General features: G+C 74.6%; 11 protein-coding genes and 1 pseudogene. 3 read left to right on the forward strand and 9 right to left on the reverse strand.

All coding sequences use genetic code 11. The features are described from left to right. The first annotated feature begins 9 nt into the window (after positions 1-9). Positions 10-690, forward strand: coding sequence for a nucleotidyltransferase domain-containing protein (locus ABD323_RS20645; protein WP_344443264.1), 681 nt, complete (start codon positions 10-12; stop codon positions 688-690). A 44-nt stretch (positions 691-734) separates the two neighbouring features. Here ABD323_RS20645 and ABD323_RS20650 read toward each other — a convergent pair whose 3' ends face one another. The 3 genes from ABD323_RS20650 to ABD323_RS20660 form a co-directional block, all read right to left on the reverse strand. After that, positions 735-1199, reverse strand: coding sequence for a hypothetical protein (locus ABD323_RS20650; RefSeq protein ID WP_344443266.1), 465 nt, complete (start codon positions 1197-1199; stop codon positions 735-737). A 111-nt stretch (positions 1200-1310) separates the two neighbouring features. Next, the gene (locus tag ABD323_RS20655) at positions 1311-2210 is read right to left on the reverse strand and encodes an ABC-2 transporter permease (RefSeq protein ID WP_344443267.1); all 900 of its coding nucleotides are present in this window, start codon (positions 2208-2210) and stop codon (positions 1311-1313) included. Beyond that, positions 2207-3118, reverse strand: a complete 912-nt coding sequence (locus tag ABD323_RS20660; RefSeq protein ID WP_344443268.1) for an ABC transporter ATP-binding protein — start codon at positions 3116-3118, stop codon at positions 2207-2209. Before ABD323_RS20660 ends, ABD323_RS20655 begins: the two co-directional genes overlap by 4 nt. Positions 3119-3251: 133 nt before the next feature. On the opposite strand from ABD323_RS20660, the gene ABD323_RS20665 reads away from it, so the two are divergent. Next, on the forward strand, positions 3252-4568 hold the full coding sequence (locus ABD323_RS20665; protein WP_344443269.1) for a sensor histidine kinase: 1317 nt from the start codon (positions 3252-3254) through the stop codon (positions 4566-4568). Next, the gene (locus ABD323_RS20670; protein WP_344443271.1) at positions 4565-5281 is read left to right on the forward strand and encodes a response regulator; all 717 of its coding nucleotides are present in this window, start codon (positions 4565-4567) and stop codon (positions 5279-5281) included. The genes ABD323_RS20665 and ABD323_RS20670 overlap by 4 nt, the downstream gene beginning before the upstream one ends. A gap of 36 nt (positions 5282-5317) precedes the next feature. On the opposite strand, the gene ABD323_RS20675 is transcribed toward ABD323_RS20670, so the two are convergent. From ABD323_RS20675 to ABD323_RS20700, 6 genes and pseudogenes are all read right to left on the reverse strand, one after another. Next, positions 5318-5857, reverse strand: a complete 540-nt coding sequence (locus ABD323_RS20675) for a hypothetical protein (RefSeq protein WP_344443272.1) — start codon at positions 5855-5857, stop codon at positions 5318-5320. An 8-nt stretch (positions 5858-5865) separates the two neighbouring features. Next, a complete protein-coding gene (locus tag ABD323_RS20680; protein WP_344443273.1) occupies positions 5866-7641 on the reverse strand; it encodes a chloride channel protein in 1776 nt (591 codons plus the stop codon). Further along, positions 7638-8135 (reverse strand): MarR family winged helix-turn-helix transcriptional regulator, encoded by a 498-nt coding sequence (locus ABD323_RS20685; protein ID WP_344443274.1) that lies wholly within the window; start codon positions 8133-8135, stop codon positions 7638-7640. The genes ABD323_RS20680 and ABD323_RS20685 overlap by 4 nt, the downstream gene beginning before the upstream one ends. Positions 8136-8243: 108 nt before the next feature. Continuing rightward, positions 8244-8912 (reverse strand): annotated as a pseudogene (locus tag ABD323_RS20690) (apolipoprotein N-acyltransferase); the annotation flags it as partial. 136 nt (positions 8913-9048) lie between these two features. Continuing rightward, complete coding sequence (locus ABD323_RS20695; protein ID WP_344443275.1) at positions 9049-10674, reverse strand: amidohydrolase; 1626 nt, start codon at positions 10672-10674, stop codon at positions 9049-9051. A gap of 48 nt (positions 10675-10722) precedes the next feature. Then, positions 10723-11163 carry an Lrp/AsnC family transcriptional regulator gene (locus ABD323_RS20700; protein ID WP_344443276.1) on the reverse strand — a complete coding sequence of 147 codons (441 nt, stop codon included), beginning with the start codon at positions 11161-11163 and terminating at the stop codon, positions 10723-10725. Positions 11164-11428 lie beyond the last annotated feature (265 nt).

The following is an 11428-nucleotide window of genomic DNA, read 5'->3' on the forward strand; positions in this document are numbered from 1 at the left end:
CCTGGCCGGATGACCCCAGAACTGCCCCCGGGCGGCGTCGAGATCAGCGAGGCCGAGGCCGAGGCGAGGTGGGCGGGGGCCTGGACCCCCGCCGAGGTGGCGGACCGGCTGGCGGGTGTCCCGGTCCCCTGGTGCGTGGCCGGAGGCTGGGCCCTCGACCTGTTCAGGGGCGGGGTGAGCCGCGCGCACGGTGACCTGGAGATCGCCGTGCCGGCCGACCGGTTCCCCGAAATCCGGGACCGGTTCCCCGAGTTCGCCTTCGACGTGGTGGCAGCCGGTCGTCTCTGGGAGCTGACGCCGGAGGTCGCGCAGCTGAGCCACCAGACCTGGCTGCGCGACCCGTCGACCGGGAACTTCCTGGTCGACGTCTTCCGCGAGCCGCACGACGGAGCGACCTGGATCTGCCGGCGCGACCCGTCGATCCGCCTGCCGTACACCGCCGTTGTCCACCGCACCCCGGACGGGATCCCCTACCTCGCACCGGAGCTGGCACTGCTCTTCAAGGCCAAGGCGACCCGCCCCAAGGACCAGCTGGACTTCGCCGGCGCACTCCCCCTGCTGGACGACACCGCGCGCCGGACCCTCGCCACGCTCCTCGCCCGGGTGCACCCGGGGCACCGCTGGCTGACGGACCTCCACCCGGGCGACGACCCGGCCGCCACACCGCCGCGCGGGGGCCGCACCGCCTGAAGCCCGCACCGCCTCAATCCCGCCCCCGCCCCCGGCAGCGGCCGTCAGACGTGCGCGCGGGCGGTGTCGACGAAAGCGTCGATCAGCTCCCGGGTCGCGTCCCGCCGCGCGACCACGTCCGCGCGGTCCTTGCCGCGGTCGATCTTGCCCACCGCCGTGAAGGCGTCCGTCGCCGCGGCCAGCAGAGCGGGCTCCTCGCTGGTCAACAGGACCTGGAACAGGGCGTGCTGGGCACGGGAGCGCAACTCGAACGACCGCTTGCGCAGCTCGACCTCGTCGCCCGCGTCCTGTCCCTCGTGCAGGCAGAACCAGTGGTGCAGCATGGCCTGCCGGAACTCGACCAGCAGCCCGGCGTAGGTCCCGTACGCGTCCAGCCGCCGCTGACGCACGCGCTCCTCACCGGCGACCCGCTCGGTGCGCCGGACCGTGCGCTGCTGGAAGAGATGGGTCAGGGTCGAGCCCAGGAGCGTGCCCGTGACCGCGATGACGCTGGTGAGGATGGCATTCACGGGGAGCCATGCAAGCAGAGCCCTCCGGCGACCCGAACGGCGGGGGCGGCCGGCGGGGCGGGGACAGGGCCCCCGCCCCCGGCCGGGCACGCCCACCGGACTGATCGACCGTCACTGGTCCCGCCGCGGCACCGTGGTCATCGCCAGCAGCACCGCGACCACCGTCCAGATCACGTAGACCGTCCAGGCGCCGCCGAGGGTGGAGGGGTACGGGGTGCCGGTCAGCCTCGCGGGCATCAGCAGCCGGGACCACGCCGTGAACGGCAGCGTGTTGACGATGACCGCGCCCCCGTACGAGTTGTCGTGGACGAACGAGGGGAGGACGAAGACCAGGGCGAACAGCGTGACCATGGTCGTGACGCTGTGCCGGATCACGGCGCCGAGCCCGAGGCCGATCAGCGCGCCGACCGGCGCGAGGAGCGCGGAGGCCGTCACCAGCCGCAGTGCGCCGGGATGACCGATCGAGACCCCGCCGTACTTCCCGGCCAGGATCGCCTCGTCCAGCCAGAAGGAAACGGCCACCACGAAGACGCCGAATCCGGCCGCCACCCCGGCGATCACCAACACCTTGGCGGCGACCACCTCGCGGCGGGCCGGCGCCGCAGCGAACGTGGTCCGCAGCAGCCCGGTGCTCTGCTCGCTGAGGATGGCGATCGCGCCCACCGCACCCATGGCCAGCAGGACGAGGGTTGCGCCAGGCCGGGTGAAGGCGTCGGACAACGCCCCGGTCCTGGCGTAGTAGGCCTGTTGGCCCACCGTCCAGGACGACCATTGGGAGCGGGAGGCCCGCGCGCCGTTGGCGTTCAGGGCGATGACGGTCACCGCGCTGATCAGGAGGAACCAGGGGATCGAGCGCAGGGACCACAGCTTGATCCACTCAGCCGCCAGCAGGTCGGTGAACTTCGGCTCCGGAAGGGCGGGTTCCTGGTGGGCCGTCCCGCCCGTCGCAGGGCGGGCGCCCATCCGGATACTCGTCCGGGTGTCCATACGGGTGTTCGTCCGGGTGCTCACGCTCGTTCTCCTGCCGCGTATTCGACGCTGGTGCTGGTCAGCTCCATGAAGGCCTGCTCCAACGAGCCGGTCCTGGTGGTCAGTTCATGGACGAGCACGCCGCACGCCAGAGCCGCCCCGGCGATGGCGACCGCATCGAGGGCGGTCACCGTCAGCAGCCCGTCCGGAGCCTGCGTCACCTGCGCGCCCTCGGCGGTCAGGACGGCCACCAGCCTCGCCGGGTCGTCCGCCCTGACCTCGACGGCGTGCCGTGCGCCGCGGGCGGCGAACTCGGCCACGGTCTCGTCCGCGAGCAGTTCACCGCGCCCGACGACGACGAGACGGTCGGCGGTGTGCTCCATCTCGGTCATCAGGTGGCTGCTCACGAAGACCGTGCGGCCCTCGGCCGCCAGGCGCTGGAACAGGCCCCGGACGAAGAGCACGCCCTCGGGGTCCAGCCCGTTCAGTGGCTCGTCGAAGACGAGGACCGGCGGATCGCCGAGCAGCGCCCCGGCGATGCCCAGGCGCTGGCGCATGCCGAGCGAGAAGCCGCCGATGCGCCGGTCGGCGGCGACGGTGAGGCCGACCTCCCGCAGGACCTCGTCCACCCGGCTCCGGGGGATCGCGTTGCTGCGGGCCAGGAAGCGCAGGTGGTCGCGGGCGCTGCGGCCCCCGTGCACGTCACCGGCGTCGAGCAGCGCCCCGACCTGGCGCAGCGCCCGTCGCAGCCCCCGGCAGTCGCGGCCGGCGACGGTCGCGCTGCCGCTCGTCGGGGCGTGCAGGCCGAGGATCATGCGCAGGGTCGTGCTCTTGCCCGCGCCGTTGGGGCCGAGGAAGCCGGTCACGTGGCCGGACCGGACGGTGAAGGACAGATCGTTGACGGCGGTGATGCGGCCGTAGCGCTTGGTGAGATGACTGACTTCAATCATGGGGCCCACGGTGCCGGTCACAGACCCCGGCGCACATCCGCCGACAGGTGACAACCGACCTGATGCGATGTCAACCCCAGGCTGACATCCGTGGATGACTGCACGGCCGGAAGCCGGCCGCTACGCTCGCGGCATGAGCCTCACCCGGGTGCCGCCCAAGTACCTCTCGCGCGTGTCGCCGGGCACCTGGATGGTGCTGCTCTGGTTCGCGGTCACGGCGTACACGGTCTTCGAGCAGATACAGACCCGCCACGGCATATCCATTCTCACACTGGGCCTCGGAGACCAGGAGAACGAGGCGCTCGCCGTCCTGGTCGTGCTCGCCGCCGGCCGGCGCAAACGCCGACCCCTGACGGCCCTGTGCCTGCTGCTGTTCGGGACCGTCCTGTCGGTCATGGCGATGGCCGTCGCGGACATCCCGCTGCTGCAGTACCTCGTGGTCGACGTCGCGCTCTGCTACCTGGCGGCGACCCAGCCGACCCGCACCTCGGTGACGGCCGGTGCGCTGGCGCTCGGGACGCTGCTGGGTTACTCGGGCCTGCGCGCGCTGTCCGGCATGGACGACTACAGCAGCACCACGGTGACGGCGGCGCTGACCACGGTGATCGCGTGGCTGATCGGACACGCGGTGTGGCAGAGCCACGCGCACGCCGAGGCGCTGCGCGTGCGGGCGACGGACCAGGCGATCACCTCGGAACGGTTGCGCATCGCACGGGAGTTGCACGACATGGTCGCGCACAGCCTCGGGATCGTGGCGCTCCAGGCCGGCGCCGCCCGCCGGGTCTTCAACACCCAGCCGGCCCGGGCCCGGGCCGGCCTCGGGGAGGTCGAGGCAGCAGGGCGGGAGACGCTGTCGGGGCTGCGACGGCTGCTGGGGGCGCTGCGCGAGGCGGACGGCGACGCTGCCGACCGGGCCGAACAGTCGGCGCCGACGCCCGGCCTGGACGACCTCGCCCAACTGGCCGCCACCACGACCGCGGCGGGGGTGCGGGTGGACCAGGTCCGGTCCGGTCCGCGCCACCGGCTGCCGCCGGAGATCGAGTTGTCGGCCTACCGGATCGTGCAGGAAGCGGTCACCAACGTGGTGCGGCACGCCGAAGTGCGCGCATGCCGGGTGTCGGTCGACCTCCGCGCGGCGGAGCTGGTCGTCAGCGTGGTCAACGACGACCCCGAGCACGGGCAGCGGCCGGGGAACGGGCGCGGGCACGGGCACGGGTACGGCATCGTCGGGATGCGGGAGCGGGTCGGCCTGCTGCACGGCGCGTTCGCCGCCGGGCCGGGCCCCGACGGCGGCTTCCGCGTGACGGCGCGGCTGCCGGTTCCGCCGGAGGCGGTGCCCACCGCCGCACGGCCCGACAGCGACCGGCCCGCCTCACCTGCCACGCCCGCCGCTGCCACCGTGCCCGCCTCACCCGCTGAACTCCCCCCGCCCCTGGAGCGCACCCGATGACCACGCCCGCCGCCGCCACCACCGAGGTCCGCGTCCTGCTGGTCGACGACCAGCCGCTGGTACGCGCCTCCCTCGACATGATCATCACCGACGCCCCGGACCTCACCGTGGTCGGCGAGGCCGGCACGGGCACCGAGGCCGTCCGTCTGACCGCCGAACTGCGGCCCGACGTGGTCGTCATGGACATCCGGATGCCCGGTCTGGACGGCATCGAGGCCACCAGGATCATCACCGAGGGCACCGCGGATGCCGCAGGCGTGCCGCGCGTGCTCATCCTGACCACCTTCGACCAGGACGAGCACGTCTACGGCGCGCTGCGCGCCGGCGCGTCCGGCTTCCTCGTCAAGGACATGGAGCTGGACGACATCCGCGCCGCCATCCGCGTCGTGGCCGCCGGGAACGCGCTCCTCGCCCCGACCGTCACCCGGCGGCTGATCGCGCACTTCGCACACCGGCCGCCCGCGCTCTGCACGGCCCCGGAGGCTGGGAGCGCGCCCGGGCCGGCCCTGCTCGCCGCGATCACCGGCCGCGAGCGCGAGATCCTCACCCTCGTCGGCCTGGGCCGCTCCAACGCCGAGATCGCCGCGGAGCTCTTCATCACCGCCGCGACCGCCAAGACCTACATCTCGCGGCTGCTCACCAAACTGCACGCCCGGGACCGCGTGCAGTTGGTGATCACCGCCTACGAGTCGGGACTCGTCGGCCACCGCTGAGGTCCGCGCCCGCACCGCGCGGCAGGTGGTGGCGACTCACTCGGGCGGCAGGTGCTCGCCGCAGTGGCTGCAGTAGGCGGGGGCGGTGCCGTCGGGCACCATGCCGCAGGCGGGGCAGAGCCGGTGGAGCCAGCAGGCGCTGTCGCCGCCTTCGTCGGCGGGGTCGGGCCTGGTGCCTCGGATGGTCAGGCCGGGGCGGCGGCGGTGGACGGTGAGGTAGTCCAGGCCCTGGGGGCCGGCGTGCAGGGCGCGTCGGGCGGTGCGGGGCAGCCAGGCCAGGGTGGTGGCGGCGAGCGGGAGTTCGTCGGCGCCCGCCCCCTCGCCCGCGCGCAGGGTTCCGCTGCCCGCGACGACGAGCAGCAGGACGTCCAGGTCGTTCTCGGTGTGCGCGGGAACGACGGCGTCGGGTGGCAACCGGACCAGGTTGGCGTCGAGTTGCCGGGCGGACTCGGCGAGTCGCCACAGGGCGCCGCGCTGCTCGGGGGCCGCCTGGGCGAGGCATTCGTGCAGGTCCGCCAGGAGGCGCGCCGTGTCGCCGGGCGCGGAGTTACCGGGGGACGTGGTGCCAGGGGACATCGTCTCTCCTAGGTGGGGTCGGGGACGGCGGTGGGGCGGGGGATCAGGCGCTGGCGGTGCTGGTCCTCGGCGTGGTCGTGCCGGCGGGCGTGCAGCAGGTCGCGCAGCGAGATCACGCCGAGCACGCGTTCGTCCGGGGCGTGGCCCAGCACCGGGGCGCTGGTGACGTGGTGTTCGGCGAAGAGCTGGGCGACGTGGCGCAGCGTGTCGTCGGGGCGCACCACCACCCGCGCCGCCTGGACGCGGTCCGCGGTGTCGGCCAGCAGGGCGCGGCGGGTCGTGACGCCCGTCAGGCTGCCGTCGCGGGCGACGACGGGCAGCAGTCGCTGGCCCCGGCCGGTGGCGGCCTCGCCGCGCAGCGTCGCCAGGAGCGTGCTCTCCGGTGTGCGGCCGGCGGTCAGGACGTACGGCTCACGCTGCATCACCTCCTGGGCGAAGAAGGTCTCCAGGGGGTCGGTGGAGTACTCGCGGGTGAGGTGCAGTCCGCGGCGGGCGATCTTCTCGGTGAGGATCGAGCGCTTGAGGACCAGGGTGGAGAGCGCGTAGGCGACGGTGGAGGCGATCAGGAGCGGCAGTGCGGTGGGCCAGGCGTGGGTCAGCTCCAGGGTGAAGATCGCACCGGTCAGCGGGGAGCGCAGCACCCCGCCGACCACCGCGGCCAGGCCCGTCATGGCCCAGAAGCCGGGCATCGCCTGGGGCAGCAGCATGCCCTCCCAGGCGCCGAGCGCACCGCCGATCATGAACACCGGGGCCAGGACGCCGCCGGAGGTGCCCGAGCCCAGCGAGAGGGACCAGATCAGGGTCTTGACGACCAGGATGCCGATGATCAGCGAGGTGGTGGCCCGGCCGGTGAGCAACTGGTCGATGACGTCGTAGCCCACGCCGAGCGCGCGCGGCTCCACGAGGCCGCCGGCGCCGATGACCGCGCCGCCGATCGCGGGCCACCACATCCAGTGGAACGGGAGCCGGGCGAAGGTGTCCTCGGCCCGGTAGACCAGCCAGGTGGCGACGACCGCCAGCAGCCCGCCGGTGAGGCCGACCACGGCGGCCGCCGCGGTGACGGTGCCGCTCAGGTGCAGGCCGGTGGTCGGGACCGGGAACACCGGGCCGGTGCCCATCAGCCCGCCGCGGGCCACGGTGGCGACGGCGACCGCGCCGACCACGGGCACGAAACTGCGCGGGCGCCACTCGAAGAGCAGCAGTTCGACGGCCAGCAGGACGGCGGCCATCGGGGAGTTGAAGGTGGCGGCCATGCCGGCGGCGGCCCCGGAGACCAGCAGCGTCTTGCGTTCGTCCGCGCTCAGCCGCAGCAGTTGGGCGAGCATCGAGCCGATCGCGCCGCCGGTCATGATGATCGGTCCCTCGGCGCCGAACGGGCCGCCGGTGCCGATGCTGATCGCGGCCGAGACGGGCTTGAGGAGGGCGACCTTGGGGGCGAGCCGGCTGCCGCCGGTCAGGATGGCCTCGATGGCCTCGGGCATGCCGTGGCCGCGGATCTTCTCGGAGCCGAACCGGGCCATCAGCCCGACCACCAGTCCCCCGGCGACCGGGGCGGACAGCACCAGCCACCACGGGTGGTGGTGCAGGCCGGGTGCCACCGACGCGGTGTTCCAGCGCTGGTAGAAGACCAGGTTGGTGACCAGCGCGATCAGACGTTGCAGGAAGAGCGCGGCCAGCGCGCCCGCCCCGCCCACCGGCAGGGCCCAGGCGCAGATCAGCAGCATCCGCGGGCCGACGGTGAAGTCCCCCAGGTGGGTGGCCCGTTGACGTGTCCCGGCGCTCACAGCGGCACCGGCCCGTGCAGGTCGGCCGCGTAGCCGTCGCCGACCACCTGGTGGAAGGCGCGCAGACCGGCCGCGGTGGCGGCCCGCTCGGCGGGCTCCAGGCGGGCCAGGATGCGGGCGAACTCGTGGTGGCGCCAGTCCAGCACCTCGTCGACCAGGCGGCTGCCGAGGGCGGTGAGTTCCAGGGTGACCACCCCGCGGTGGTGCGCGTCGGTGCCGCGGGCGAGGTGGCCCGAGGCATGCAGCCGGTCGGCCAGCCGGGTCACCGAGGAGGGGCCCAGGCCCAGCGCCTGGGCGGCGTGCGAGGAGGGGCAGCGCCCCAGCTCGCGCAGGACCAGCAGCATCCGGAACTGCGGCAGTGACACCTCGCCCGCCAGGACGTCCAGGCTCCTGAGCGCCACGCCGATCAGGTCGCGCGCGGCGGTCTGGAACGCGTCGATCTCCGCCCGGGTGGGACCGTCCCCACCAGGCACTTCGTCAGGTATACCTCGCATGTGCAGAGTATTGCATCAGACAATAGTTGCCGGAAGGCACTGTTCATCCACTGGAATCCTGCGCCGCCGCGCCCGCGCGGCGATCGCCGGCCGGGCCCCGGGGGCCCGGCCCGGCCCCCGGCGCAGGCGCAGCGCGCCCCAGGCCAGCAAGGTGCCGCAGAGCGCCACCCCGAAGGTCACCAGCGGCGCCCCGGCCCAGGCGGCCAGCGGCGTGAAGGGGCTGGCGGTGTTGGCGAAGGCCAGCCGCCCCCATGGGAAGCCGCCCAGCGGCAGCCGGTCGCGCGCCCACTCCTGGGCCACCCAGAGGCAGGCGCCCCAGAGCGGCCAGCCGGGCAGCCGGGAGGTGAGCGCGAGTCCGGCGCCCAGCGCGCAGACGAAGAGCGCCTCGGCCAGCGAGAGGCCGACCCAGGCGTCCGAGCCGATCACCCGGATCCAGTCCAGCAGCCACAGGAAGAACGGCAGGCCGAAGACGAAGCCGGTCCAGGCTCCCTGGCGCGCCGTGCGCCCGCGGGTGAGCAGCGAGAGCGCGGCCACCGCGAGGATCGACAGCGGCCACAGGTCGTAGGGCGGGAAGGCGGCGGCGAGCATCAGCCCGGCGCCGGCCGCCAGCGCGCAGCGCCGCCAGCCCGTGCGGACCCGCTCGCGCAGTCGCGCCAGGCGCCCGGCCGCAGGGGCGGCCTGGCCGGTCGGGCGGTCCGCGCCGCCGCGGGTGTCCGCGCTCTGCGGCGAGCCCTCGGGGTCGAGGGCGTGGGGGGCCGCGTCGAGGGGCAAGGCCACCTGCGCACCATCTCTCTGGGCTGGTTCGGGGACCGTCGGGCGCCGCGGGAGGGGGTTCCCGGAGCCGACGGGTATCCGACGACGGTACCGCTGACGGCCGCCGATCGGAAGTCTCGGTCGGATGAGAAGGCGCAGGTCAGCCGGTGAGTCCGGCGTCGTACGCGGTCCGCCCGCGGACGACCGTGCGCAGGCAGCGGGGCAGCGGCGTGCCGGGGGTCAGATCGGGCAGTCCGGGGGTGCCCGAGCGCGGGTCGGTGGACCAGCCGGCCACCCGGGAGTCGGGGGCCTGGACGACCAGCTCACCGGTGTGCCAGAGCGCGTAGGTGGCGGGCGCGCCGGGGACCAGGACACCCTCGTGGTCGTGGCCCAGCGCCCGCCAGCCGCCGCGGGTGTGCGCGGCGAAGGCGGCCCGCACCGAGATCCGGTGCTCGGGGGTGCGGTGGAAGGCGGCGGCGCGCACGGTGCCCCAGGGGTCGAGCGCGGTGACCGGGGCACCCGAGCCGAAGGCCAGCGGGACGCCGGCCCGCAGCAGGGCGGCGAACGGGTTGAGGCCGGCGGCGCGCTCGGCGCCCAGCAGGTCCACGTACATCCCCTGCGGGCCGCCCCAGGCGGCGTCGAAGGCGGGCTGCACGGAGGCGGTCAGGCCCAGCTCGGCGAAGGCCGCGATCATGGTGGCGTCCAGCGCCTCGGCGTGCTCCACGCGGTGCCGCCGGGCCCGCACGGCGGCGGGGCCGAGCCGGTCGGCGGCCGTCCGCACGCCCGCCAGCACGGCGCTCAGCGCGGCGTCGCCGATCGCGTGGAACCCGGCCTGCAGGCCGGCCTCGGTGCAGGCGGTGACGTGGTCGGCCACCTGGTCGGCCGTCAGGTAGGCGGCGCCGGTGTGGTCGGCGTCCTGGTAGGGGGTGTGCAGGCAGGCCGTGTGCGAGCCGAGCGCGCCGTCCGCGAAGAGGTCGCCGCCGGCGCCGACCGCGCCCAGCCCGCGGGCCGCCTCGACGCCGCCGCGCTCGCTCAGTTCGCCCCAGTAGCCGTAGACCTCGGGTCCCGGCCGCTCGGCGGCCAGCGCGAGCAGTGCGGCCAGGTCGTGTTCGGAGGAGATCTCCGGTCCGGCGCACTCGTGCAGGGCGGCGATGCCCAGGGCGGCGGCCCGCTCCAGGGTGGCCAGTTGGGCGGCGCGGCGCTGCTCGTCGGTCAGCCCGTCCAGCGCGGTGCGACGGACCGCGTGGTGCGCGTCGCGGGTGAGCGGGGCGGTGGGGTGGTGGCCGGACAGCCCGGCCAGACCCGGGGTGCGCGAGCGCAGCGCGCTGGTGGCGAGCGCGGAGTGCACGTCGGTGCGCGAGAGGTAGAGCGCGGCGCCGCCGGCCGCCTCGTCCAGCTCGGCGAGCGTCGGCGGACGCCCCTCGGGCCAGCCGCTCTGGTCCCAGCCGTGGCCCATCAGCACACCGCCGGCCGGCTGGGCGGCGGCGAAGGCGGTGATCCGCGCCAGCGCCTCGGCCAGCGTGGCGCAGCCGGTGAGGTCCAGGCCGGTGAGCGCGAGGCCGGCGGAGGTGGCGTGCACGTGCGCGTCCACGAAGGCGGGGGTGACCAGCGCACCGGCCAGGTCGACGACCTCGTCCGCGACCGCCGTGTAGGCGTCGGCCGCACCCTCGCTGCCGATCCAGGCGATCTGCTCGCCCTCGATCAGCATCGCGCTGGCGAAGGGGTCGGCCGGGCTGTAGACGGTGCCGCCGCGCAGCAGCACGGTGCGGGAGGTGCGTTCGGTCATGGCCACCAGTCTGCACCCGCGCCGTCCGTCCCTCGGACAGTGCCCCCGTCAGAGCCGGGGCGGGCGGGCCTCGTAGGGGGTGGAGAGGACCACCGTGGTGCGGGTGGAGACGCCGGCGGCGCTGCGGATCCGCGCCAGCAGGTCCTCCAGGTCGCCGGGGGCGCCGACCCGCACCTTGAGGATGTAGTTCTCGTCACCCGCCACGCTGTGGCAGGCCTCGATCTCGGGCAGCGGGGCGAGCCGGTCGGGCACGTCGTCGGGGGCGCTGGGGTCGAACGGCTTGACCGAGATGAAGGCGGTCAGCGCCAGGTCGACGGCGTCCGGGTCGATGATCGCCGAGTAGCCGCGGATCACCCCGCGCTGCTCGAGTCTGCGGACCCGCTGGTGCACGGCGGAGGTGGACAGGCCGGTGGCCTTGCCCAGGTCGGTGTAGCTCATCCGCCCGTCCTGGACGAGCAGCTGAACGATGCGCTGGTCGAGATCCTCCACAAGGCGTCAACCTACCGCAGTGCGCGAGCCCGGTGACACGGAAGAGGCACAGCGAGTGATCCGGAGAGCAGCGCCGGGCCGCCGGGGCCGGCCCCGAGGGGATACCCGCGGAAGGAACACCCGCGGGACGGGGAAAAGCCGCAGCCCTCCGCGCAGACCCCCGCCAGGCACCCCGGCGAGTGAGCCGAAGGGCGCGCCGGTGTCGAAAGCGAGAAGGGCCAAGCGACCGAGGAACGAGGGAGCGCAGCGCCCGCCGACCGTCGAC

The organism is Kitasatospora nipponensis (assembly GCF_039528135.1).
GTDB lineage: Bacteria > Actinomycetota > Actinomycetes > Streptomycetales > Streptomycetaceae > Kitasatospora > Kitasatospora nipponensis.